This window comes from Streptoalloteichus tenebrarius (assembly GCF_024171885.1).
Classification (GTDB): Bacteria; Actinomycetota; Actinomycetes; order Mycobacteriales; family Pseudonocardiaceae; genus Streptoalloteichus; species Streptoalloteichus tenebrarius.
In genome coordinates this window covers 140,092-164,717 of sequence record NZ_JAMTCP010000002.1, presented here as the reverse complement: position 1 = coordinate 164,717, position 24,626 = coordinate 140,092, and the positions used below count along the sequence as shown (strand labels likewise).

The following is a 24,626-nucleotide window of genomic DNA, read 5'->3' as shown; positions in this document are numbered from 1 at the left end:
GACATGTCCTGGCTGGAGAACGACTACCCCGCGCCCCGCTACCACGGCGACGAGGGCGAGATCAGCGCCGTGTTCCGCCCCTCGGACACCCCGTCCGACCTCACGACGCCCACCGGCGGCCGCACCGACTACCTGGCCACCAAGTCGTCCACCAACGGCGACTTCGGCCTCTACCACGTCCACATGACCGCCGAGGCCCAGGGCACCAGCCCGCACTTCCACAAGGCGATGTCCGAGTCGTTCTACATCCTGAACGGCTCGCTGCGGGTGTTCGACGGCGAGCGCTGGTTCGACGCCAACCAGGGCGACTTCCTCTACGTCCCGCCGGGTGGCCTGCACTCCTTCGGCAACGAGTCCGGCGAGCCCGTGGACTTCCTGATGCTGTTCGCGCCCGGCGCGGCGAGGGAGGGCTACTTCGAGGGGATCGCCCACCTCGCGTCGATGACCGACGAGGAGCGGGCGGCGTTCTTCGTCCACCACGACAGCTACTTCGTGGACATGGCCAAGGGACCGGCCGCCGCCAAGTGGGAGACGCGCAAGAGCTTCAAGACCCGCTGAGGTCCGCCGAGCACCGGTCCCGGGGCGGTGGGCACGAGCCCGCCCCGGGACCGGCCCGGCGCGGAGGGCGGGTCAGGCGTCGGCGCGCAGGCGGGTGACGAAACTGAACCGATCACCCCGGTAGAGGGAGCGCACGCGCTCGATCGGCACACCGTCGGGATCGAACGACACCCGGTGCAGCAACAACATGGGCAGCGCAGGGTTCGTCCCGATCAGCAACGCCTCCCTCGGCGTGGCGAGTACCGTCTCCAGCCGCTCCTCGGCCTCGGCGAACACCACGCCCCTGCGCTCGCGCAGGTACGCGTAGAGCGACGTGGTGGGGTCGAAATCCTCCGCCAGGCCGGGGAAGCGCTTGTCCGGCAGGTACGTGGACTCCAGACCGACACGCCCGCCGTCGGCCAGCAGGACCCGTTCCAGGTGCACCACGGGGTCCCCCCGCTGCACGCGCAGCTCGGCGGCCAGGCCGTCGTCGGCCGCCAGACGCTCGACGGTCACCGGCGTGCGACCGGGAACCACGCCCTGACGGCGCATGCCCTCCGTGTAGCTGACCAGGGCCAGCGGCTGCACCAGCTTCGGCGGCGCGACGAAGGTGCCGCTGCCCTGGCGACGCAGGAGGCGGCCCTCCAGGACCAGCTCACCCACCGCCTGCCGCAGGGTCACCCGGGACACGCCGAAGCGCTCCGCCAGCTCACGCTCCGAGGGCAGCGCCGCGCCCTCCCCCAGTTCGGCCACGAGGTCCAACAGCCTCGTCTTGACGGCGTAGTAGCGGGGGATCCGGCCGTGGTCGGGAATCCCCGCGCGCACCGGTTCACCCGCGCGATGCCGCGGAGGTCGCTCTCCCACACCGCGCACAGTAGGCACAGGACGTGACTCCCTGATCACCGCCCCCGCGGGCCGAGGGCGAGCAGACTCCGACGACGGGGCTCTTCGGGCACGGCGGCGACCACCGCCAGCGCCACCAGGGCGGCCGACGTCCCGCGTCGTCCCTGATGTCGGACACCCGCTGTGGCGCGAGCACGCCGTCCGGGTCCTCCAGCACCTCCACCCAGTCCCCTGGGGCGTGGCGGGCTCCGGCCGGCGGGGACAGAGGGCGGCCCAGCTCGCTCCCGTCGGGCCGGCGCACGCGGTAGTGCGGGGCGCACCGGGCACGGCCGGGCTCACAGCTCGACTCCACAATCGTCACGGTGACGCGGACGCCGTGGTCGCGCAGGCGCCAGTGGGCGACCTCGGAACAGACGACGAGCAGGGCGACTCCGACCAGCAACACCGGGAACACCGGCCAGCGGCGTTCCGCCAACGCCATCGACGCGAGCGCCGCCGCGATCGTCGTGACGACGCCGAGCAGCCCCGCCGACCCGCCGGAGCCGCCGAGGGCACAGCCGACCCAACGGCGACGTAGAGCACGGCGAGGACGAGCAGCAGGCCGACGACCCGCGCCACGACACCGGAATCGTCGCCCTCGACGGGGTTCCTCCCGCCTTACCGACGGGTCCCGCCGAGAGCCGCCTTCCACCACCCCAGCGGACAGCCCCCACCCGCCCTGGGGGGCGAGCCCCGCTCCAGCCTATCCGCCCACCACACCCCGCCACCAGGCGATGACGCCAAGCTGTGGACAACTCGAACGCCTGTGGATAACTCGCCATGGCCGAGACAAAACCAGTTGACAGCGACAGCCGTGCCCTCACCCACGAATGAGCGTCACCGCTCACCCGATCCGGAGGCAACTGCCTCCGCCACCCGGCGTCGCGCGACACCGGACGGGACGTGCGGACCGCTGACGCCCGCGCGTGGCGCCGTCGGGCCTCCCGAACCCGCCCCACGACCTCACCGCAGCCGGCGCGGACCGGTGTCCGGCCGGGACGGCGGGTGGCCGAGGGTGATGCGCGCGCTGGTCACGTAGGCGCCGGCCGCCGAGGCCAGGACCGGCTCCAGCGCGAGCGAACGCACCTCGGGCAGGTCCTCGGCCAACGTCGCCACCCGCAGCACCAGGTCCTCCAGCGCGGACAGGTCCGCCGGCTCGCCGCCCCGGTAGCCGGTCAGCAGCGGGGCGGCCTTGGGCGCGCGGACCAGCGCGGCGACGTCCACATCGGACAGTGGGACCGCGCGGTAGGCGCGGTCGCCCAACAGGTCGCTGACGACGCCGGAGAGCCCGAAGGAGACCAGCGTGCCGAACGACGGGTCGTCCTGGAGCCCGATGACGCAGGAGATGCCCTTGGGCGCCATGGTCTGCACGTAGACCTCGTCCACTCCGGACACCTCGCGGAGGGCGAGGTAGGCCGTGCGCACCGCGTCCGGGGAGTTCAGGTCCAGCCGGACACCCACGAGGTCGCTGCGGTGCCGCAGGCGGGCGCTCGTCGACTTGAGCGCGACCGGGTAGCCGAGCGCCCCGGCCGCCGCCACAGCCTCGTCCACACTGGACACCACACGGAACGGGACGACGTTCACGCCGTAGCACGCCAGCAGCCGCACCGCCGCGTCGTCGTCGAGCCGGCGCTCGCCCCCCACACCGGTCATCCACTCGTCGACCAGGGCCCGGGCCTCGGCCTGGCGGATGCCTCCGTCCGGGCGCACGAAGTGGCCCTGCGGAGCCGACCGCCAGCGGGCGTAACGGGTCACCCGCGCCAACGCCATGACCGCCCGCTCCGGGCTGGGGTAGGACGGGACCGAGCCCGGCCCCGGCGAGCCGTCGGGGCCGGGCACCGCCAGCTCGGCGGGCACGCCCTCGACCGCGAGGAACGTCGAGACCACCGGCTTGCTGGCCACGGTCGAGCCGCCGCCCGACGCCTCCCGCAACGCCCGCGCGTACGCCGTCCCCGGCACCGCCAGCGGCGGCACGAACACCACCACCAGGGCGTCCACGTCGTCGCGGCTGGCGACGCGGCGCACGGCGGCGGCGAACTCCTCGGGCCCGGCCGAGGAGCCGACGTCCACCGGGTCGCAGGCCAGCTCCAGGTCGGCCGCCAGGGCGGCGTCGGCGGCCAGCACGCCCAGCGCGGTGGAGTTGCCGACGATCGCCACCCGCGGCCCCGCCGGCAACGGCTGGTGCGCCAGCAGCAACGCGGTGTCGAAGAGCTGCGCCAGCGACTCCACCCTGATCACGCCGGCCTGCTCGAACAGCGCCTGCACGCTGGCCTCGTCCACCTGCACGCCGGTCGCGGCGAGCGCGGGACTGATCGCGTGCCGGCCCGACTTCACCGCGACGATCGGCTTGGTGCGCCCCAGCCGCCGCGCCAGACGGGCGAACTTGCGGGGGTTGCCGAAGGACTCCAGGTACAGCAGCACCACGTCGGTCGCCGGGTCGGTCTCCCAGTACTGCAACAGGTCGTTGCCGGAGACGTCGGCGCGGTTCCCGGCCGAGACGAACGTGGACAGGCCCAGCCCGCGCTCCGCGGCGGCGGCCAGGATGGCGATGCCCAGCGCGCCGGACTGGGCGAAGAACCCGACCCGCCCCCGACCGGGCAGCACGGGGGCCAGCGTGGCGTTCAGCCGCACCTCGGGGTCGGTGTTGGCCACACCCAACGCGTTCGGCCCGACCACCCGCATGCCGTGCGCCCTGGCCTCGGCGACCAGCCGGCGTTCCGCGGACAACCCGCCGGGGCCGGTCTCGCCGAACCCGGAGGTGACCACCACCAGCGCCTTGACCTCCTTGGCCAGGCAGGCGTCCATGACCTCGTCGACGCCGGCCGCCGGCACCGCGACCACGGCGAGGTCCACCGCGTCCGGGATGTCCAGCACCGAGGGGTAGGCGCGCACGCCGCGCACCGACCGGTGCTCGGCGTTGACCGGGTAGACCGGACCGGCGAAGTTCGCGCCCAACAGGTTGCGCAGCACAGCGTGGCCGATCTTGGACTGGTCGGTGGAGGCGCCGATCACCGCGACCGAGCGCGGGTGCAGCAGGTTGTGCACGCTGCGCGCCTCGGCGGCCTGCTCCCTGGCCCTGGCCACCGCCAGCGACTCCTCGGTCGGGTCGATGGCGAACTCCAGGTGCACCACGCCCTCCTCCATCGCCCTGCTCACCTGGTAGCCGGCGTCCCGGAACACCCGGATCATCTGCGTGTTCTCCGCCAGCACCTCGGCGACGAACCGGGCCAGCCCGCGTTCGCGCGCCGCCGCCGCCAGGTGCTCCAGCAGGATCGACCCCAGCCCGCGCCCCTGGTGGCCGTCCTCCACGACGAACGCGACCTCGGCCGAGTCGCCGCCGCCCAGCCGGTCGAACCGGCCGACCGCCACGATCTCGTCGCCGAGCAGGGCCACGAGCGCGACCCGGTCGTGGTGGTCGACGGTGGTGAATCGGCGCACGTCGCGCTGGGGCATGCGCGGGTAGGGGCCGAAGTACCGCAGATAGCGGGTGCGCTCGCTGAGCCGGCCGTGGAAGGCCACCAGGCGCTCGGCGTCGTCCGGGGTGATCGGCCGCAGGTGGGCGGTGCCCCCGTCGGACAGCACGACGTCGGCCACCCAGTGCCCCGGGTAGTCGTAGGGGTCGGGCCGCGTCGCCGCCGGCGCCGCGGCGTCCGTCACGTTCTCGGTCACACCGTCCACACCGGACTCCAGGTCTGCGCGGGGCGCGACTAGTCGCGCGGGTCGTCGGGGTCGAGGCCGTGCAGCGGGAACAGGGCCCGCCGCGTCCGCAGGACGGCGGCGTCCAGCGGCGTGTCGGTGCTCCCGTCCCACGGAGCGAACCCGGGGTCGCACCCGTCGGTCATGGCGGTGGGCAGCGGCACGGTCGGCGCCAGGGGAGCCGCGTGCGCCACCCAGTCCGCCGGGACCGGCCGGTTCGGGTCCACGTCCCGGTCCAGCACCGTGGCCAGCAGGTGGGTCCACGACCTCGGGACCACCCGGAACAGGGAGTATCCGCCACCGCCCAGCGCCAGCCAGCGCCCACCGGCGTGGGTGTCGGCCAGCTCACGCAGGGTCCGGTAGATCGCGCGGTGCCCGTCCACCGACAGCCCGAGGTCGGCCAGGGGGTCCTCGCGGTGGGTGTCCGCGCCGCACTGCGTCACCAGGACCTGGGGGCGGAACGCGGCCAGCAGCGACGGCACCACGGCGTGGAACGCGCGCAGCCAGCCGTCGTCCCGCGTGCCGGGGGGCAGCGCCAGGTTGACCGCCGTGCCCTCGGCGCCCTCCGCTCCCAACTCGGCCGGGTAGCCGGTGCCCGGCCACAACGTCATCGGGTGCTGGTGCACCGAGACCGTCAGCACCCGGGGGTCGGTGTAGAACGCGGCCTGCACACCGTCGCCGTGATGCACGTCGACGTCGAGGTACGCGATCCGCTCCACGCCCTGGTCAAGCAGCCACGCGATCGCCACCGCGCAGTCGTTATAGACGCAGAACCCCGCGGCGTGGTCGGCCATCGCGTGGTGCAGGCCGCCGGCCAGGTTCACGGCGCGCTGGGCCGCGCCCGTCACGATCTGTCGGGCCGCGGCGATCGAGCCGCCGGCGATCAGGGCGGACGACTCGTGCATACGGTCGAACACCGGGTTGTCCGCCGTGCCGAGACCGTGCCCCGGGTCCCAGCCGGCCGTCGGCGCGGCCCGCACGGCGGCCACGTACGCGGGGGTGTGCACCCGCTCCAGCTCGTCGTCGGTGGCCGGGCGCGGCGGCACCGTCTCCACGCCGTCGAGCAGGCCGAAGGCCGTGGCCATGCGCATCGTCAGGTCGAGCCGGATCGGGTCGAGCGGGTGGTCCCCGCCCAGGTCGTAGCCGAGGAACGCCGCGTCCCACACGATCGCCGCCCGAGCACCCATGGCGAGAACCTACCCGCGCTCCGGCCCGACGCGGAGGTCTTCGGGCTTCTCGGACCAGGAACGGGCCGGGAACAGCGCCCCTCCGCGCTCGGGCGAGCCCCGGTTCAGCCGGGCTGGTCGCCGGTCGCCGCCGGGCGGGTCGGGTCGGCGGACCAGTGCGACCAGGAACCGGCGTAGAGCACGGCCGGGCGCTCCGGCGTGGACAGCCCGGCCACCTCCAGCGCGAGCAGGACCGAGCAGGCCGTCACGCCGGAACCGCAGTACGCGCCGACCGGGCCGTCCCGGCCCACGCCCAGCGCGGCGAACCGCTCCCGCAGCTCCTCGGGCGACCGCCACCGGCCGGTCCCGTCGACGTGCTCGGAGAACGGGGCGTTGCGCGCGCCCGGCACGTGCCCCGCGCGCGGGTCGACCGGCTCGACATCACCCCGGTAGCGCTCCGGCGCCCTGGCGTCCAGCAGCACGCCGGCCCTGGCGAGGTCGGCGGCCCCGTCGGCGTCGACCACGGGGAGCGTGCCCGGCCGGACCGTGAGATCACCCGGCTCGGGGCGGGGCTCGTCCGTGGTCACCGGCCGCCCCTCGGCCACCCACGCGGTGTAGCCGCCGTCGAGCACGGACACCGCGTCGTGCCCCACCCAGCGCAGCAACCACCAGGCGCGGGCGGCCACCGAGCCGTCCGCCGTGTCGTAGATCACAACGGGCCGGTCGGAGCGCACGCCGGCGCGACGCAGGGTGGACTGGAGGGCGTCCGGGTCGGGCAGGGGGTGCCGACCGTTCGGCCCAGGGGGCGCGGCCAGCTCGGTGTCCAGGTCGACGAACACCGCGCCCGGCAGGTGGCCGCGCTCGTACTCGGCCCGACCGGGCGGGCCGCCCAGTCGCCACCGCACGTCCAGCAACACCGGGGGGTGCTCGCCGGCCAGCGCCTCGGCCAGCTCGGCGGGAGTGATCAGCGCAGCCACGCGGCCCATCCTGCACCCGCGGGCGGCCCGGCCCAACCCCCGCGCGCCGCCCGGTCACCCGACCCCGCGTCGCCGCGTGCGCGCCGCCCGGCCGGAGGCTGGCCGCCCGTGCGCGTCGGACGGTCGGCGGAGGCGACTAGCATCGCAGGTGACGAAGGGGAACCGGTTGTGAACGACCTCATCGACACCACTGAGATGTACCTCAAGACGATCTACGAGCTTGAGGAGGAAGGCGTCGTCCCGCTGCGGGCCCGGATCGCCGAGCGACTGGGCCAGAGCGGGCCGACCGTGAGCCAGACCGTGGCGCGCATGGAGCGGGACGGGCTGCTCGTGGTCGCCGACGACCGGCACCTGGAGCTCAGCGAGTCGGGCAGGGCGCGCGCCATCGCGGTGATGCGCAAGCACCGGCTCGCCGAGCGCCTGCTGGTGGATGTCATCGGACTGGAGTGGGAGCACGTGCACGAGGAGGCGTGCCGCTGGGAGCACGTCATGAGCGAGGCGGTCGAGCGCAAGCTCGTCCAGCTCCTCGGGCACCCGACGACCTCGCCGTACGGCAACCCCATCCCGGGTCTGGACGAGCTGGGCGTGGGCGAGCCGGCCCCGCCGCTGGAGGCCGACCTGCGTCGGCTGGACGAGGTGGCGCGGGGCGGCGGCGGGCAGGTGGAGATCTGCCGCATCGCCGAGCACGTGCAGCTCGACCCCGAGCTGATGGCCGAGTTCAAGCAGGCCGGTGTCGTGCCCGGTGGGCGCGTGACCGTCGGCGGCGACCCGGACGGGGCGATCGACGTGCGGGGGGAGGACGGCACCGCGCGGCTGCCGTCCGAGATCGCGCACGCCGTCCTGGTGCGCACGCGGTGAGGCCGGGCGGGCGGGCCGCGGCGGCCTTCGCCGCGGAGCACGGCCGCGCGCCGGACAGCGTGTGGTCGGCCCCGGGCCGCGTGAACCTCATCGGCGAGCACACCGACTACAACGACGGGTTCGTGCTGCCGTTCGCGTTGCCGCACCGCACGGCGGCGGCTGTGGGCCGGCGGACCGACGGTGTGCTGGCGGTGGCCACCCTCGGCGAGGACGGCGTGCCGCGGCGGGCCGAGCCCGTACGGATCGCCGACCTCGCGCCGGGCGGGGTGAGCGGCTGGGCCGCCTACCCGGCCGGCGTGGCGTGGGCGCTGCGCGGGGAGGGCGTCCCCCTCACCGGGGCGGACGTCATGCTCGCCAGCGACGTGCCGACCGGGGCGGGGCTGTCCTCCTCGCACGCGCTGGAGTGCGCCGTGGCGCTGGCGTTGCTCGACCTGGCCGGGCTGACACCCGACAGCGAGGGCTCGCCCAGCCGGGACGAGGTGGCGCGGTGGGTGCAGCGGGCGGAGAACGACTTCGTCGGCGCGCCGACCGGGCTGCTCGACCAGACCGCGTCCCTGCGGTGCGCCAGCGAGCACGTGTTGTTCCTGGACGTGCGGTCCGGGCACGGCGAGCAGGTGCCGTTCGACGCCGCGCGGGACGAGCTGGCCGTGTTGGTGATCGACACCAGGGCCAGCCACTCGCTCAGCGAGTCCGGCTACGGCGACCGGCGGCGGGGCTGCGAGCGGGCGGCCGAGCTGCTCGGCGTGCCGGCCCTGCGGGACGTCGGCGTCGAGGAGCTGCCGGCCGCCACGGACCGGCTGCCCGAGGAACTCCGCCCGCTCGTGCGGCACGTGGTGACCGAGAACGAGCGGGTCCTCGCCACCGTGGCCGCGCTGCGCGCGGGCCGGCTGGCCGAGGTGGGCCCGCTGCTCACCGCCTCGCACACCAGCCTCCGCGACGACTACCGCGTCTCGTGCGAGGAGCTGGACGTGGCCGTGGAGGCAGCGCTGAACACCGGGGCGCTGGGCGCGCGGATGACCGGCGGAGGGTTCGGCGGCTCGGCGATCGCGCTGGTCTCCACCTCGAAGCTCGACGCGGTCGAACACGCCGTGACCGAGGCGTACGCGGCGCGGGGCTTCACCGCTCCCCGACTGTTCACCGCGGTGCCCTCGGCGGGCGCCGGCCGGGAGGACTGACCGCGGGCGCGCGGCGGGGCAGGGCCGGCGGGGCCACCGACACGTGAGAACGGTTCCGGGGGGACGACCGACGGAACCGGGTCGACAGGATCTCGACAGGAAAACCATGACAGGGGAAGGCGGGAATCGGGCGTGAAGCTGCTCGTGACGGGCGGAGCGGGCTACGTCGGCAGTGTGTGCGCGGCGCGGCTGCTGGAAGCCGGACACGAGGTGGTCGTGCTGGACGACCTGTCCACCGGCCACGCCGACGCGGTGCCGGAGGGGTGCCGCTTCGTGCAGGGCGACGTCGGCGACGTGGCCGGTCCGCTGCTGGCGGAGGGCTTCGACGGCGTGCTGCACTTCGCCGCCAAGTCCCTGGTGGGCGAGTCCATGCAGGACCCGGCCAAGTACTGGCAGGGCAACGTGGTGACGTCGCTGCGGCTGCTCGACGCGATGCACGAGAACGGGGTGTCCCGGCTGGTGTTCTCGTCGACGGCGGCGACCTACGGCGAGCCGGAGGAGTCCCCGATCCGGGAGACCGCGCCGACGCGGCCGACGAACACCTACGGCGCCACGAAGCTGGCCATCGACCAGGCGATCACCTCCTACGCGGCGGCCCACGGCCTGGCCGCGACCAGCCTGCGCTACTTCAACGTGGCCGGCGCCTACGACCGGTTCGGCGAGCGGCACACGGTGGAGACCCACCTGATCCCGATCGTCCTCCAGGTCGCGTTGGGCCAGCGGGAGCAGGTGCAGATCTACGGCGACGACTGGCCGACCGAGGACGGCACCTGCGTCCGGGACTACATCCACGTGCTCGACCTCGCCGAGGCGCACCTGCTCGCGCTGGAGACCTCCGTCCCCGGCCGGCACCGCGTCTACAACCTCGGCAACGGCACCGGCTTCTCCGTGCGCCAGGTGATCGACACCTGCCGCGCGGTGACCGGCCACCCGGTCCCGGCCGTGGTCGCGCCGCGTCGGGCCGGTGACCCGGCCGTGCTGGTCGCCTCCAGCGAGCTGGCCCGGCAGGAACTCGGCTGGAAGCCGCAGCGGCAGGACCTGGCCGACATCGTCCGTGACGCCTGGGAGTTCACCCGGGCCCGACAGGGGGCGTGACGGGGCGTCCCTGTCAATCGTTTCCGCACGTCGCGGGCCTTCTCCTCGCCGCAGGCGGGGTGTGGGGACCCGCGACGTGTGCTTTCCGAAGCGTTTCCCGGGGCGTGTCCCGAGCCGGCTCACCATGTCTCGTCCTCCTCGATCTGGATTCGCGCGTCGGTGGCGGCGTCCTCGGCCAACTCCGCGACCCGGGCCGGCGGGACACCGATCTGGAGCGCGGTCCTGAGCAACGTGGCCACGCGGTGTCCTGGCCGCGCCTCCTCCGCGACGTCCACCGCGATGGCGGCCAACGCGCCGTCGCCCCTGACGTAGGCGGCGATCGCGAGCAGGCTGGCCGGTTCGGCCCGTTCCGGGGGCGGGGTCGCCCGCACGAGCCCGAGCCAAAGCCGTTCCGCGGCGGCGGCCGCGTCGCCGCCGCCCCAGGACAGGCACGCGTCGCGGACGCGCGGGTCGGACAGGGCCACGGCCAGGCGGATCACCGTCGCGTCGTCGAGTTCCAGCCGCCCCTCGGCCGTGGCGCGGACGGCGTCCCGCACGGTCGCGAGGTCCCGGCGGGCCGCCGCCGCCCCGGACAGCACCCGGTCCTGCTCCGCCTCAGCGGTGGCGGAGGTCAGCAGCGCGGCGCGGCGGGACATGGTCTCGGCGTCCTCGGGAGCGAGCTGGGCCGCGACGTCCTCCCGGGTGTCGAAGGTGACCCACCCGGCGACGGCGGCCGCGGCGGCCGTCGGGGTGCTCGCCGGATCGGGGACCGTTCCCGCGCAGTCCGGCTCGTGGTAACAGCACCACGGCGCGCCCGCCTCGATCTTCGCGGTCCAGAGGGAGTGCAGGACGGGCACGCCACCGCCGTCGAGGACCCGGTCGACCACGGCGACCAGCTCGCGCTGCGGGAGATGGACGGGCGGGTCGGCACCGCCGCCTCCGACGACCAGGAGGAACACCCCCCTGGCCCGATGGCTGAGCAGGGGTCTGAGGAGCTTCTCCGCGAGGTCGTGGTGGTGTTCCGGGGGCACGAGGTCGGCGCGCAGGCAGACGCCGAGCTGGTGGGGCTCCTCGCCGCCGAGGGCGATCACGACGAGGGACTCGTGGGGGTGGAATCCGAGCAGAGGGGGAACGGCGGCGACGAGGTCGCCAGGGTCGCGGAGCCGGATGTCGGCGTGGGGCGGCGTGGTCATGGCACGACGATCGCGGTCCTGGCCGACGACGCCAAGCCGGCTTCGCCGTCCCTGTGGACAACTCGAGGAGAGGCCTCCGCCGACGGTAGCCCGATAGGGCGATGTGGATAAGTAGGCCGGATTTTCGCCTGGGGAAAGAGGTTCTGTCGGCCCTCGGTGCTATCGTGCGGCGCCCCGTGCGCCGTGTTTGGCGAGTGTCCCTGTTCGTACCTCGTCGCCCGGCACCCGTGGTCGTCCCTCACCCGGGTTGGTGATCAGGGCGGCTGCGGGTGGGGTTGGTTTCTCCGTCTGGTGTGGCGGTTTCCGGAGTTATCCACAGGGCCCTGAGTTATCCACAGCGGAGCGTGATGCCCTTGGACGCCGCGTGGTGGGCGGATAGGCTGGAGCGGGGCTCGCCCCCCAGGGCGGGTGGGGGCTGTCCTGCGGTGATCGCGTTCTCGGCCCGACGGCGGGTGTTGGGCTCGTTTTTCCTCTGATGTCAAGCATGTCGCCGGGTTGGGCGATGGGTTTGTCCACAGGGGATGGAGTTGTCCACAGCGGACTGGCGTGCTTTTCGGGTGCGGGGTGTTCGCCGGTAGGCTGGAGCGGGGCTCGCCCCCCAGGGCGGGTGGGGGCTGTCTCCTGGGGAGGGGTGGGCGGCGGGACGACCGCGACGGATCACGCGGTTGGCTGCTCGTGGTTTCCGTTCCGCGCGAGGCGCGGGCTGGGCACGTCGCCGAGCCGAACCCCGGTCGGGTCAGTGGATCTCGACCGTCCGCGTCGTCCGCGTGCCGTTCACGGTCACGGCGATCTCGACCCGCCCCGGCCGCAGCGCCACCAGCCGCCCGGATGCCGGATCGAACGCCGCGACGTGCCGGGACGACGCCCCGTCGGCCGGGCCGACGTGCAGCTCCGGCGAGCCGGCCCAGTCCGCGCCGACCGGGTAGGCGACCGGCACCCGGCGGCCGTCCTGCGTCACCACGGCCCGCGCCTCGCCGCTCTCCCCCGCCGCCAGCCGCTCCGGGGCCGTCAGCTCCAGCCTGTCGACGTGGGGGCGGAACTCGGCGCGCACCCCGTCGGCCGGGTCGACGCGCAGCAGCGTCCAGCCCGTGAAGCCGCCGTCGCCGGGCGCCGCCGCCGGGGCCTTCCCCGAGTTGCCGTTGATCAACAGGGGCACGCCGTCGACGCGGCTGGCGTGGAAGAGCCCGGCGTGCGCGGCGACCAACGCGGTTGGTTTGCCGGTCTGGGCGCGGAACGTCGCGAGCCAGCGGGTGAGCAGCTCTCCCTCCTTCGGGTCGGTCAGCTCGGAGGTGTCCGACGGCCCGGGGTCGTCGACCGGGTGGTGCATGGTGACGACGAGCGCGCGCACGCCGGGGTCCGCCGCCGCGCGGTCCAGGGCGTCGCGGAGCATGCGGACCTGGTCGAAGCCGCCCGCGCGCAGTGAGCCGAGCGAGGAGTCCAGCAGCACCAGGCGTGTCCCCCGCAGGTCGACCACGCGGTGCGTGTCCCCGAACCTGGCGCGGAACTCGGAGGTGTCGCCGGGGCCGTAGGTCTCGTGGTTGCCCGGCAGGTAGTGCCACGGCACGCGGTCGCCCAGTTCCTCGTCCAGCACCCGGCGGGCCAGGGCGAAGTCGGCGGCCGTGCCCCGGTCCACGAGGTCCCCGTTGACCAGCACGAGGTCCGGCCGCGCGGCGAGGGCCTCGCGGAAGGTCCGGCGGGCCTGGGCCACCAGCGGGCCGTCGGGGGCGTCGGCGGTGAACTGGGCGTCGCTGACCACGGCGACCCGCAGCGCTCCCGGCCTGGCGTCGAGGTCGCCGTCGGTCACCACGGCCGCGTCGTGCGGCGCGGGATCCGGCGGGACGTCCAGCGGCGGCGCGAGGTGGGCGGTCAGGTCGTCGAGGACGACCCTGCCTTCGTACTGCCGGTTCCGGTCGGTCTCGACCACGTAGATCCGGGAGAGCCGGATGGCTCCGGTGAGCCCCGGCGGCACGGCCGCGTCGACGTACCGCCACCCGGTCCAGTCCACACTCCGCGCGAGATCGACCGTGGCCGCGGTGCCGGTGGCGTCCAGTAGCGTCATGCGCAGCCACGCGCCGCGCCCGTCGCCCTGTGTCCACACTCCGACCCGTTGGGTGCCCTCAGGAAGGGCCAGCGCTGGTGCGGCGTTGACGTAGGCCGCCCTGGTCGCGGTGGTGCCGGTGAGTCGGTAGTCCAGCGCGACAGCGCCTCCGTCCCCGGATCGACCGTCCGCAGTGGACAGACGAGCGCCGACCACCGCCGGGTGGACACTGGCCAGCCACTCCCCGATCTTGTCCATTGTGGACAGAAGGTGGGGACGGGTGCCGACGGTGACCCCGAAGCGCGTGACCAGCCCACCCACCCTGGCCGTCACGGTCGTCGCGCCCGACTCCGTCACGGCCTCGACGACGAACCCGTCCCGGTCCGGACTGATCCGCACGACCCGCTGGTCGTAGTCGAGCGCCACGTCGCCGGGTTCGACCCACGTGCCGAACCCCTCCGCGTCGTGGCCGAGGACCCGGAACCGGCCCCGCGCTCCCTGGCCCGACAGGGAGACGCGCCCGGCGTCCGTGGCGACGCGCACCGGCGGCCCCAGCACGGTCAGCTCGGTTCTGCCCTCGACCCGGCCCTGGCCGGCCACGACCGTCGCCGTGCCCGGGTGACCCGCCCGGAACACCGCGGTCTCCTGCCGCCCCTCCACCGAGGCCGCCGACGACGGCACGACCCGCCACCGGGGTTCGGTCACCACGGGTCCGCCCACCTCGTCATGGCCGTGCGCCACCATCCGGCGGGTCAGGCCGGCGAGGACGCGCTCGGCGTGTCGCCCGGGGACGGCCGGAGCCACGCGGAAACCGGCGAGGCGGCCACTGCCGGAAGCCGTGATGCCGAGGCCGTTGGGCACTGGGCGTTCGCCGCCGTCCGACGGCGCGTTGTGGACGGTCACGGCGCTGTCGCCCGGTTGCCGCGCCAACAGGGTCGAGGAGCCGCCGCCGTCGAGGTTCAGCGCGTGGTGCGCGCCGAGCGAGCGCATCAGGCGGGCGAGCTCCAGCAGGGTCATGCCCCGGCTGTCCGCCTGTCGCCCGTCCACCGTCACCATCGTCATCCGACGGCCGTCGGCGGAGAACCCGACCGCCGTGCGGGGGTGCATGGCGGTGTCGTCGAGCGGCTGCACGACTCCGTCGCGCACGAGGACCTGGAGCCCTCCCACCGCCACGCTGGCCGCGTCGCCACGAGGCTGGTACCGCACGCGCACACGGTCGCCGGCCTTGACTCCGGCCAACGCTTCGGCTCCGGCGTCACGCGCGAGGACCACCGTCCTGCCGGCGGGAATCGGCCCCTCGGCCGGTCGTGACCGCACCGCGACGACCACGTCGTCCTGGAGTTCGATCTCGACGGTGTTCCGCGCCTCCCCCACGGCGGTGTGGCGGGATGCCGGGCCCCACAAGGAGGTGTAGAGGCCGATGCCGTTCTCCGCCACCACCGGGGAGTTGAGGTTCGTCGTGGCCAGTTCCCGCCCGTCGGGCAGGGTGATCGCGCCGTGGAGGAAGATCTCGGCCACCCGGCCGAGCCGCTGGTGGTCGTCGACCGCGACCACGCCGTTGTGTCCCTGGGCCGGCCCGTGGAGCAGGCGTCCGTCCGACACGCCGACCCCGAGCGGCGCCCCGGTCGCGTTGATGTCGAAGAAGTCCCCGTTCACTCCCGCGATCGCGCCGGCGGACGCGGCCTGCTCCGACAACGGCTCACGGGCCGAAACCCCGTGGGGGCCGAGATAGCGCGCGTGCAACGCGGGTTCGCCCAGGTCGACGGACAGGGCGTCGCCCCGCGCCCACCCCCGGGCGGCGAACTGGTCGAACTGGGTGAGGGTCAGGCCGGGCGCGACGCTGGACTCCACCCGGTCGGTCTCGATGCCGTCCTCCACGGCGGCGGAGCGGAACCGGCCGGGCGCGCTGAGCACCGTCGCGCGTTCCCCCGGGGACCCCTCCGGCGCGTCCTCCACGGGCCGGGGCCCCAACGGGGCCTCGGCGCCCCCTGCCGGACCGGCGAGGAGCGCCGAGGCCGTGGCGACGGTGAGCACGAGTGCGGCGAGCCGACCGGACATCAGCGCCTCCCCGAGGGCAGGACCCGAAAACGCCTGACTAGATCAGACCGTGTGTGGGTGACAACTGACCAGCCGAGAAGGTGAACGGCACCCGAATGGTCTTGTTCGGCCGACGCCCGATCGGGAAGGCGTGGGGCGGCGACGCGAACGCGCCCGCGCCGGAGGCCGGCGCGGGCGCGTTCGAACAGACGAGGGAATCAGCCGAGGGAACGGAACAGCGAGCGGGCACCACCCACCACCGGCAGCACCAGCCGCGTGTTCGTGACGTCCACGGTGACGCCGGCGCCCGGCTTGGGCCGGAGGGTGAAGTCGTGGTCACTGGACAGCACCACGAGGCCCAGCCGGTGGCCCGGCTTCAGGACGTAGTCGTCGGGCTGCATCTCCACCCCGACGCGGTACCACTGGCCGGGGCGCAGCGGCTGCGTGTGGTCGGCGCCGTGCCGGTTCTGCGGGTCGGTCCAGCCACGCGTGATCACGTGCGTCGAGCCGTCCGGCGCGCGGTCCACCAGCAGCGCGGTCACGTTCGCCGCCGGGCGGTCGAAGGACAGTCGGGCGTCCACCTTCGTCGTGCCGCTGACCCGCACCTCGGCGCGCGCCGGCTCGGTCAGGTAGGCCAGGCGGTTCGGGGAGCTGGCCGCCGAGGCCAAGTCCTCGGCGCGCTTCGTGGCGTCGTCGGTCAGCTTCTCCGCCACGGGCGCGCCGGGCCGCCGGCCGTGCGGGCTGAGCCCGCCGGTGGTCGGGCCGCCCGGCCGCAGCCGCAGCTCGGCCTCGGCCGTGCCGGGAGCGGGCCACTCGGCCTCGTCCACCCAGGACTTGTCCTCGCGCTGGAGCGTGGCCCTCGGCTCGGACTCCACACCGTTGTGCTGGCCGTGCAGGTAGCGGGTGAACCACCGGTTGACCGTGCGCAGCCACTCCTCGCGGCGCAGGCTCAGCGGGTCGACGTGGCCGGACTGGTGCAGCCAGATCTTGTGGGGCACGCCGCGCTGCTTCAGCGCCTCGTACCACTGGGCCACCTGCTTGGTCTTGACGTTCCAGTCGTTGAGGCCGTGCACGGCGAGCACCGCCGCGCGCACCTTGCCGACGTCGTTGAGGTAGTTCCGCTCGTCCCAGAACCCGCTGTAGTCGCCGGTGACCCGGTCCTGCTCCTTGGCGAGCCGTTCGAGCACCGGCTTGCAGATCTCGCGGTCGGCGCGGGTGTGGACGTACTCGGCCAGCACGTCGGCGTCCTCGCCCTGGTACCCGCCGGGGGCGACGACGGCGCCGTCGGCGCGGTAGTAGTCGTACCAGCTCGAAATCGCGCCGATTGGGACGATGGCCTCCAGGCCCTTCACGCCCGTGGTGGCCACCGCGTTCGGCAGCGTGCCGTTGTACGACACGCCCATCATGCCGGTCTTGCCCGTGGTCCATCCGGCGCGGACCGGCTCGCCCTTGGCGTTCCTGGCGCTCGTCCGACCGTTGAGCCAGTCGACGACCGACTTCGCGCCGATGGTCTCGTTGCGGCCGCCCGTCGTCGGGCACCCGGTGGACTTGCCGGTGCCCAACGACTCGCCGTAGACCACGGCGTAGCCGCGGGCGACGAAGAACTGCTCGTACTGCCAACCGATCGGCACCGCGTTCGGGCCCGTGCCGAGCGCGGCCGCGACCCGCTCGTCGCCCGCCACGCCGTGGCGCTTCCCGTCGCGTCCGCCGGGATGGCCGTGGCGGTCCGGCACGTGCAGCTCGACGTCGACGTTGTGGTTGGTCACGTCGTTGCCGCCGGAGAAGTAGGGGCTGGCCTGGTAGACCACCGGCACCCGCAGGCCCTGGTCGGTGGCGCGGGGCCGCACGACCTCCAGGTGCACCTCGTCGTCGCGCCCGTCGCCGTCGCTGTCGACCGGGGCGCGCACCCACACGTCCTCCCTGACCACGTCGGCCGGGTCGAACACGGGCTGGGCCTGGCCGTCGGCGAAGACGGGACCCGGTGGCGCGGCGGACGCGACTCCCCCTGTCAACGCGGTCATCGGCAACGCCACCACGGCGGCGAGCAGAGCGGAACGTGCGGATCTCATGGGCAACTCCCGGGATCTCCGGTCCTTCGGCTTGTGGCACCCTCACCGCGCGCGCGGCCGGTGTCAATCCCCCTTTCGTCGTCCACAGTGGACACCAAAGTCGGTTGACACGCCCCGGCCCCGGTCCGCGAGACTCCCCGCCGTGGACCCGTACCCGGCCGGCCTTCTTCCCCTGCCGCTGGACGGCGAGGACCACTCGCGGGGCGAGCTGGCCTGGTGAGACGCGAGGGCGTCCCACCGCCGCCCGTCGCCGTTGCCGCCCCGTTCCTCCCCGTTCCAGGAAAGGCGCCGCCACGTCCGCTGACCTCCGGTCGTTCGTCGACGCGCTGCCCAAGGTCGAACCGCACGTCCACCTCGTGGGATCGGCCTCCGTCGACACCGTCCTGGCCCTCGCCCGCCGGCACGCCGACCGCCCCGAGCCTGCCCTCGCCGTGCCGACCGACCCCGAGCGCCCGCGCCGGTTCTCCGAGTTCACCGACTTCGCGCACCTCACCAGCTAACCGAGGCATGGGCGGTGGGCCGGCGCCGCGCCGACGACGAGCACGGCGTCGAACTGGTCTGGATCTTCGACATCCCCGGGGAGAAGGGGCCGGGCTCGACACCGTGGACTGGGTGTTGCGCCACCGCCCGGAGGGCGCGGTCGGGTTCGGGCTCGGTGGCCTGGAGGTCGGCCCCCGAGCTGTTCCGCGAGGCGTTCGACCGGGCCAGGGCGGCCGGGTTGCGCAGCCTGCCGCACGCCGGGGAGACGACCGGCCCAGAGCCGGTGTGGTCCGCGCTGCGCGAGCGGGGCGCGGAGCGGATCGGGCACGGCATCACCGCGGTCGACGACCCGCGCCTGCTGGAGCACCTCGCCGAGCGCGGCATCGCGCTGGAGGTCTGCCCGCCGTCGAACGTGCGGACCAGGGCGGTGCGCTCCCTGGCAGAGCACCCGCTGCCCCGGCTGCTGGCCGCCGGCGTCCCGGTCACGCTCGCCACCGACGACCCCGGCATGTCCGACACCGACCTGAACCACGAGTACCCGTTGTGCCACACGGAGGTCGGCGTGTCCCCGGCCGAGCTGGCTGAGCTGTCGCGCGCCGGGGTGCGCGCCGGGTTCTGCGACGACGCCACGCGCGCGCGGAACGTCGGCCGTACGCTCGGAGGACACGACGGTCGGCGCCCGGGGAGGCCCCCATGCCGGTGGACTGGCGGTCCGAGCTCGTCGCCCAACTGGACTGGTACTGGACCAACCAGTTCCGGCCCAGGCTGGCCGGCCTGACCGACGACGAGTACCTGTGGGAACCGGTGGCGGGGTGCTGGTCGGTGCGCCCGACCAGCGGCGGACGCCATGTCTGCGACTGGGTGTGGCCGGAGCCGTCCCCGCCGCCGGTGACCACGATCGCGTGGCGGATCGCGCACATCGGCGGCCCGGTGCTGGGCATGCGCGCCAGCCGGCACTTCGGGGACGGCTCGTTCGACCTCGACACCGTCGACTGGCCCGGCACCGCCGCCGCCGGCCTCGACTTCCTGGACCGCCACCACGCGGCCTGGGCCGCGGGACTGGCGACCCTCGACGAGGACGACCTGGCCCGCCCCTGCGGCCCCGCCGAGGGTCCGTTCGCCGCCTACCCGCTGGCGGCGCTCGTGCTGCACATCAACCGGGAGGTGCACCACCACGGCGCGGAGGTCGCGCTACTCCGCGACCTGTACCGGGCCAGCGCCGCCGGAACCCGCTGGGCGCCACCGGCGCCTCACCGGGGCGAGACGAACCCCGACTCGTAGGCGGCGATCACGGCCTGGATGCGGTCCCTGGCCTGGAGCTTGGCCAGCACGTTGCTGACGTGCGTCTTCACCGTCTGCACGCTGACGAACAGCTCGGCGGCGATCTCGGCGTTCGACATCCCCCGCGCCATCGCCCGCAGCACCTCGGCCTCCCGCTCGGTGAGCTGCGCCCGCCGCAGGCCGTCCTCGGCCTCCCGACTGCGGCTGCGCGCCGCGAGGTTGCGGATCGCCGTCGGGAACAGCAGCGAGTCGCCCTGCACGACGACCCGCACCGCCTGCACGATCTCGCTCGGCCGGGCCCGCTTGAGCAGGAAACCGCTCGCCCCGGCGCGCAACGCCTCGTAGACGTAGTCGTCGTTCTCGAACGTCGTGACGACCAGGATCTTGGGCGGCTCGGGGACGGAGTCCAGGATGTGCCGGGTGGCCTGGATGCCGTCCACCGCCGGCATCCGCACGTCCATGAGCACCACGTCCGGGCGGAGCCGGCGCACCAGCGGCCCGACCTCGGCGCCGTCGGCGGCCTCGCCCACCACGGACAGGTCCGGCTCCGCGTCGATGATCGCCCGCAGGCCGGTCCGCACCAGGTCCTCGTCGTCGACGAGCAGCACGCGCGTGCCCATCACGCCGCCCGCAGCGGGAGTCGGACCACCACGCGCCACCGGCCGTCCTCGGGTCCGGCGGAGGCCGCGCCGCGCAGGATCGCGACCCGCTCGTTGATCCCCTTCAGGCCGCGGCCACCGCCGTCGCGCGCCCTCTTCCTGGGCGCGGTGTCGATCGGATTGCTCATCTCCAGCTCCAACTCGTCGACGTCGACCGCGAGCCGCACGGTCACCGGCACCTTCCCGGCGTGGCGCAGCGCGTTGGTCAGCCCCTCCTGCACGATCCGGTAGGCCTCGCGGGAGACCACCAGCGGGACCCTGCGCACGTCGCCCGTCATGCGGGCGTCGACCGTCACCCCGGTCGACCGGGTCTTGGCCAGCAGCCGGTCGAGGTCGGCGAGGGTGGGCTGCGGCTTGGTGGAGGCCGCGCCGTCCCGCAGCAGCCCCAGGACGTGGTCGAGGTCCTCCAACGCGCTCCGCCCGGTCTCCTCGATCGCCAGCAACGCGTCGCGGACGAACTCGCGGTCGGTCTCCAGCAGGCGGTGCGCGGCGCTGGCCTGGAGCGTGGTGATCGTCAACGCGTGGCCGACGGAGTCGTGCAGCTCCCTGGCCAGCCGGTTGCGTTCGGCGAGCTGGTCGGCCTGCTCGGCCAGCTCCGCCAGCCGCTCGGCGGCGGAGGGCCCCAGGAACGCCGGGGCGCACCGGCCGAGCCACGCGCCGACCGCGCCGCCGAGGTGGAAGGTGCCCACGATGACGACCAACCCGGCCAGCGGCACCCACACCAGCGGGAACACGCCGTCCAGTCGCACACCCAGGGCGTCGAGCATCGGGTCGCCGCCCCCGTAGGGGCCGACGAGGAACAGGACGGCGAACGGGAGGACCACCAGCAACAGCAGGGTCAGCAGCCCGCCGGCGACCATGTGCAGCACGAACCAGGCCGCCGCGCGCCACCGCGCGCTCCACGAGGTGGGCGCGCCGACCTCCGGGGGCACGTCGGCGTCGAGCAGGGCGCGGGCGGCCGCGGCCTCCAGTACGCGGACGCCGGGGATGAACGCCGGCATCCAGGAGATCGCGACGGCGATGACGCTGAGCACCGCGCCCACCGAGCGGTCCGAGCCGTGCAGCTCGGCGGTGAGCAGCCGGAACAGCATCGCGTAGAGCGCGACGTAGGGGACCAGGAAGACGCCACCGAGCAACAGGAACACCCACCTGCCGTAGGTGGCCCTGGTGAGGAACGGACGCACCATCCGGTGCGTCCATCGGGTGGCGACGGCGGACACGCTCCGAAGTCTGTCAGACCACCATCCCGCCGACCTCCGTCGTGTGTCGGACCCTCGGTCTCCCTCTGGAGAGGGACACGGTCCCGCCGTGGCGGGAGGACCTGGTCGCGGTGGCAGACCAGGGTGGAGGGCGACCGGGGTGGGGAGCGGGTGGGGAGCCGAGACTGGGGGTCGGCTCCCCACCCGTGGTCACCACGCGGTCACGTCACACGGCCTTGATCACGCCTCCGTCGACGCGGTAGTCGACGCCGGTGATGTTGGCGGCGTGCGGCGAGGCCAGGAAGGCGACCAGTGCCGCGACCTCCTCGGGCTCGGCGAGCCGCCCGGTCGTGATGCCCATGGTCTCCGGCAGGGAGGCCAGGAACTCGGCGTGGCCGAGCCCGGCGGCCCTGGCCAGGTCGCCGGCGAAGCCCTCGGGGTCCTTCCAGTTCTGGGTGAGCGTGGGGCCGGGCGAGACGGTGTTCACCCGCACGCCCCTCGGTCCGAACTCCTCGGCCCATGCCTTGCTCAGGTTCGTGAGCGCGGCCTTGGCCGCGCCGTAGTCCACCGGCGGGTGGGCGAAGCGGGCGCCGATCGAGGAGATGTTGATGATCACTCCTCGCCGCTCGACCACGCTGGGCAGCGCGGCCCTGGTCACGCGCACCGCGCTCATCAGGTTGAGGTCGAGGGTGCGCTGCCACGCGGCGTCGTCGATCGACAGGAAGCCGTCGGTGTGGGTGGCGTTCTCCGCGCCGCCGGCGTTGTTCACCAGCAGGTCGATCCCGCCGAGCCGGTCGAGGGCCGCGGCGACCAGGCGCTGGCCCGCGTCGGGTTCGGTCAGGTCGACCGTCACCGTCTCGACGTCGAGCGCGGCCAGCTCCGGCGTGACGGTGCGGGAGGCGCCGACCACGCGCATGCCCTCGGCGCGGAGCAGGCGGGCGATGGCCAGGCCGATGCCCTTGCTGGCTCCGGTGACGAGCGCGGTCCGGCCGGACAGGTGCAGGTCCACGGGAACTCCATTCTTGACCTGTAGTTACAAAACTGGAGCGAACGGAACCCCGCGACGCGACGGCGTCGCGGGGGACCGGGGTGGGTCAGAGCAGGTCGAGCGTGGCGTCGACGATGCGGCGGAGCTGGTCGGGACTCTCGGCGGTCTTGGTGAGCACCCGCATGCCGTTGATGGCGCTCAACAGGAACCCGGCCACGGCAGCGGGATCCCGACCCCGGTCGATCTCACCCGACCGCTGCCCCTCCTCGACCAACGCGCGCAACGTCGACTCCAGGCGGTCGAACATCCGCCGCACCAGCCGGGTGGCCTCCTCGTCGCGCCCCGCGAGTTCGATCGCGGTGTTCACGGCGAGGCAGCCACGGCGGTCCGGGTCGGCGAAGTCCGCCTCGATGATCGTCTCCAGGGCGGACCGCAGCCGCTCCCGCACCGGACCCGGCCGGTCGAGCAACTCGATCAGGCGCACGGCCTCCTGGTCGTGGTAGCGCACGAGGACCCGCTGGAAGAGCTGGTTCTTGCCCTGGAAGGCGTTGTACAGGCTGCCCCGCCCGATCCCGAGCGCGTCGACCAGGTCCTGCGGGGACGTCCCGGCGTACCCCTTGCGCCAGAACACCCCCATGGCCCGCTCGACGGCGACCTCGGGATCGAACTTCCTGGGACGACCCATGACATCACCCTAGGTTGTTTTGTAACTCAAGGTCAAATATTGCCGCACCCTCGCGTCCGCGTCTCTCAGGCGCTGGCGCCGCCGTCGATGACGATGTCGCGCCCGATCACGAAACTCGCCTCGTCCGAGGCCAGCCAGCGCACCGTCGCCGCGATCTCCTCGGTGGTCGCCACCCGGCCGGCGGGGATGGTCTCGCGCATGCGCGCGGCCCGGTCCTCCTCGGTCTCCCCGGGACGCATCGACATCGGCGTGTCCACCGCGCCGGGGCTGACCGCGCTGACGCGCACACCGTCGCCGACGCACTCCAGCGCCGCCGCCCTGGTCAGGGCGAGCACGCCGGCCTTCGAGGCCCCGTACGCGCCCACGCCGGGCTTCGTGATGTGCGGCCCGACGTTGGAGGCGATGTTGACGATGACGCCGCCCCCGTTGGCCCGCATGTGACGGATCTCGTGCTTCATCGACAGCCAGGTGCCGGTGAGGTTGGTGCCCAGCACCGACGACCAGGTGGCCTCGTCGAGGTCGGCCAGGGGCGCCGGAGCACCCAGCGTCCCCGCGTTGTTCACCGCGACGTGCAGTCCGCCGTGTCGCGACACGACTGTCTCCACCATGCGGGCCACGTCCGCCTCGTCGGCCACGTCCACGGTGACGAAGGAGGCCGACGCGCCCTCGGCCTCGGCGAGCCGGACCGTCTCGGCCAACGGCTCGGCGCGCCGGCCGGCGGCGACCACGGTGGCGCCCTCCCTGGCGAACGAGACGACGACGGCGCGGCCGATGCCGGAGCCCGCCCCGGTGACGAGGACGACCTTGTCGGCGAACTGCGTGCTCACGGATTCCTCCCGTGGTTGCGACGGCCCACCGGTCCGTGCGACGACGAACCTCAGGCCTATTGAAGACCGATCATTCTTGAATGAAGGCACAAGAAAACCAGGGGCTGGCGAGTGACGACCCGCCCCGGGACTAGCGCAGCGCCCGCAACGCCTGCTCGGCGGCGTCCCGCAGGCGCTCCGGCGACGAACCACCCTTGGCGAGGACGCGGATCCCCTGGAGCACCGCGAGCAGGAGCCGCGCCAGGGCACGGGGATCGCTGTCCGCCGACAGCTCCCCCTGCGCCCGCGCCCGGAACAGCGCCGAGGTCAGGGCGACTTCGAGCGTGTCCCAACTGGACCCGACCCTGCGCGCCACCTCGGGGTCAACCGGCGACAACTCCACCGCCGCGTTGACCACCAGGCAGCCGCGCCGGCGCTCGTCGGCCACGGACTCCGCGACGTACCGCTCGACCAGCGCGCGGACCTGGGGCACCACGGGACCGGGTTGCGACAACGACTCCACGATCCGGGGGTCCTTGAGCCGCAGGTACCGGTCGACCGCCTTCACGTAGAGGTCGTGCTTGCTCCCGAAGGTCGCGTAGATGCTCGCCCTGGCGACCCCCAGCCGCTCGACGAGGTCGGCCATCGAGGTCGCCTCGTAGCCGCGCTCCCAGAACAACTCGAGAGCCGCCTCCAGGGCGACGTCCGGGTCGAACTCCTTCGTCCTCGGCATGCGTCGACCCTAGGACTTTTCAGACCGATTGGTCAAGAACGTGGCGTCGGTTCCCCGCTGGAGAGCGGTTACGGGGGGAGCCCGACGTCGGCG

Annotated in this window: 21 protein-coding genes; 7 read left to right on the top strand and 14 right to left on the bottom strand. The window is 74.0% G+C overall.

Translation table 11 applies throughout. The annotated features are described in order from the left end of the window. Nucleotides 1-3: 3 nt before the first annotated feature. Complete coding sequence (locus LX15_RS02480; RefSeq protein WP_253667796.1) at nt 4-558, top strand: cupin domain-containing protein; 555 nt, start codon at nt 4-6, stop codon at nt 556-558. Nucleotides 559-630: 72 nt separating this feature from the next. Here the strand turns inward: LX15_RS02480 and LX15_RS02475 are convergent, their stop codons facing one another. The 5 genes from LX15_RS02475 to LX15_RS02455 form a co-directional block, all read right to left on the bottom strand. Further along, the gene (locus tag LX15_RS02475) at nt 631-1,401 is read right to left on the bottom strand and encodes a GntR family transcriptional regulator (RefSeq protein WP_372502143.1); all 771 of its coding nucleotides are present in this window, start codon (nt 1,399-1,401) and stop codon (nt 631-633) included. Then, nucleotides 1,367-1,861 carry a hypothetical protein gene (locus LX15_RS02470; protein ID WP_253667794.1) on the bottom strand — a complete coding sequence of 165 codons (495 nt, stop codon included), beginning with the start codon at nt 1,859-1,861 and terminating at the stop codon, nt 1,367-1,369. The genes LX15_RS02475 and LX15_RS02470 overlap by 35 nt, the downstream gene beginning before the upstream one ends. 521 nt (nt 1,862-2,382) lie before the next feature. Beyond that, nucleotides 2,383-5,088 (bottom strand): bifunctional acetate--CoA ligase family protein/GNAT family N-acetyltransferase, encoded by a 2,706-nt coding sequence (locus tag LX15_RS02465; RefSeq protein ID WP_253667993.1) that lies wholly within the window; start codon nt 5,086-5,088, stop codon nt 2,383-2,385. A 38-nt stretch (nt 5,089-5,126) separates the two neighbouring features. Then, nucleotides 5,127-6,302 carry an acetoin utilization protein AcuC gene (locus LX15_RS02460; protein WP_253667793.1) on the bottom strand — a complete coding sequence of 392 codons (1,176 nt, stop codon included), beginning with the start codon at nt 6,300-6,302 and terminating at the stop codon, nt 5,127-5,129. Between the two features lie 104 nt (nt 6,303-6,406). Then, on the bottom strand, nt 6,407-7,267 hold the full coding sequence (locus tag LX15_RS02455; protein WP_301303868.1) for a sulfurtransferase: 861 nt from the start codon (nt 7,265-7,267) through the stop codon (nt 6,407-6,409). Nucleotides 7,268-7,426: 159 nt separating this feature from the next. On the opposite strand from LX15_RS02455, the gene LX15_RS02450 reads away from it, so the two are divergent. The 3 genes from LX15_RS02450 (at nt 7,427) to galE (ending at nt 10,386) form a co-directional block, all read left to right on the top strand. Continuing rightward, a complete protein-coding gene (locus tag LX15_RS02450; RefSeq protein ID WP_253667791.1) occupies nt 7,427-8,116 on the top strand; it encodes an iron-dependent transcriptional repressor DtxR in 690 nt (229 codons plus the stop codon). After that, a complete protein-coding gene (gene galK, locus LX15_RS02445; RefSeq protein WP_253667790.1) occupies nt 8,113-9,291 on the top strand; it encodes a galactokinase in 1,179 nt (392 codons plus the stop codon). The genes LX15_RS02450 and galK overlap by 4 nt, the downstream gene beginning before the upstream one ends. Before the next feature lie 132 nt (nt 9,292-9,423). Continuing rightward, nucleotides 9,424-10,386, top strand: coding sequence for a UDP-glucose 4-epimerase GalE (gene galE, locus LX15_RS02440; RefSeq protein WP_253667789.1), 963 nt, complete (start codon nt 9,424-9,426; stop codon nt 10,384-10,386). 119 nt (nt 10,387-10,505) lie between these two features. On the opposite strand, the gene LX15_RS02435 is transcribed toward galE, so the two are convergent. The 3 genes from LX15_RS02435 to LX15_RS02425 all read right to left on the bottom strand — a co-directional run bounded on the left by LX15_RS02435 (nt 10,506) and on the right by LX15_RS02425 (nt 17,702). After that, a complete protein-coding gene (locus tag LX15_RS02435; RefSeq protein WP_253667788.1) occupies nt 10,506-11,558 on the bottom strand; it encodes a DUF4192 domain-containing protein in 1,053 nt (350 codons plus the stop codon). 736 nt (nt 11,559-12,294) lie between these two features. Continuing rightward, on the bottom strand, nt 12,295-15,654 hold the full coding sequence (locus LX15_RS02430) for a phosphodiester glycosidase family protein (protein WP_253667787.1): 3,360 nt from the start codon (nt 15,652-15,654) through the stop codon (nt 12,295-12,297). Nucleotides 15,655-15,851: 197 nt separating this feature from the next. After that, nucleotides 15,852-17,702, bottom strand: a complete 1,851-nt coding sequence (locus tag LX15_RS02425; protein WP_253667786.1) for a Xaa-Pro dipeptidyl-peptidase — start codon at nt 17,700-17,702, stop codon at nt 15,852-15,854. Between the two features lie 356 nt (nt 17,703-18,058). On the opposite strand from LX15_RS02425, the gene LX15_RS02420 reads away from it, so the two are divergent. Genes LX15_RS02420 through LX15_RS02410 form a run of 3 tightly spaced genes read left to right on the top strand, consistent with a single transcriptional unit; the run spans nt 18,059 to nt 19,463 of the window. After that, nucleotides 18,059-18,202 carry a hypothetical protein gene (locus LX15_RS02420; RefSeq protein WP_253667785.1) on the top strand — a complete coding sequence of 48 codons (144 nt, stop codon included), beginning with the start codon at nt 18,059-18,061 and terminating at the stop codon, nt 18,200-18,202. A gap of 14 nt (nt 18,203-18,216) precedes the next feature. Beyond that, nucleotides 18,217-18,960 (top strand): adenosine deaminase family protein, encoded by a 744-nt coding sequence (locus LX15_RS02415; protein WP_253667784.1) that lies wholly within the window; start codon nt 18,217-18,219, stop codon nt 18,958-18,960. Beyond that, on the top strand, nt 18,876-19,463 hold the full coding sequence (locus LX15_RS02410; RefSeq protein ID WP_253667783.1) for a DinB family protein: 588 nt from the start codon (nt 18,876-18,878) through the stop codon (nt 19,461-19,463). The genes LX15_RS02415 and LX15_RS02410 overlap by 85 nt, the downstream gene beginning before the upstream one ends. Here LX15_RS02410 and LX15_RS02405 read toward each other — a convergent pair. From LX15_RS02405 to LX15_RS02380, 6 genes are all read right to left on the bottom strand, one after another. Next, the gene (locus LX15_RS02405; protein WP_253667782.1) at nt 19,433-20,083 is read right to left on the bottom strand and encodes a response regulator; all 651 of its coding nucleotides are present in this window, start codon (nt 20,081-20,083) and stop codon (nt 19,433-19,435) included. The genes LX15_RS02410 and LX15_RS02405 overlap by 31 nt on opposite strands. Further along, nucleotides 20,083-21,342: a sensor histidine kinase gene (locus LX15_RS02400; RefSeq protein WP_253667781.1), complete on the bottom strand. Its 1,260-nt coding sequence runs from the start codon at nt 21,340-21,342 to the stop codon at nt 20,083-20,085. Before LX15_RS02400 ends, LX15_RS02405 begins: the two co-directional genes overlap by 1 nt. Nucleotides 21,343-21,547: 205 nt before the next feature. Continuing rightward, nucleotides 21,548-22,330: an oxidoreductase gene (locus tag LX15_RS02395; protein WP_253667780.1), complete on the bottom strand. Its 783-nt coding sequence runs from the start codon at nt 22,328-22,330 to the stop codon at nt 21,548-21,550. A gap of 85 nt (nt 22,331-22,415) precedes the next feature. Then, nucleotides 22,416-22,994, bottom strand: coding sequence for a TetR/AcrR family transcriptional regulator (locus tag LX15_RS02390; protein ID WP_253667779.1), 579 nt, complete (start codon nt 22,992-22,994; stop codon nt 22,416-22,418). Between the two features lie 65 nt (nt 22,995-23,059). Further along, the gene (locus tag LX15_RS02385; RefSeq protein ID WP_253667778.1) at nt 23,060-23,821 is read right to left on the bottom strand and encodes an SDR family NAD(P)-dependent oxidoreductase; all 762 of its coding nucleotides are present in this window, start codon (nt 23,819-23,821) and stop codon (nt 23,060-23,062) included. A gap of 130 nt (nt 23,822-23,951) precedes the next feature. Next, nucleotides 23,952-24,533, bottom strand: a complete 582-nt coding sequence (locus LX15_RS02380) for a TetR/AcrR family transcriptional regulator (protein WP_253667777.1) — start codon at nt 24,531-24,533, stop codon at nt 23,952-23,954. Nucleotides 24,534-24,626 lie beyond the last annotated feature (93 nt).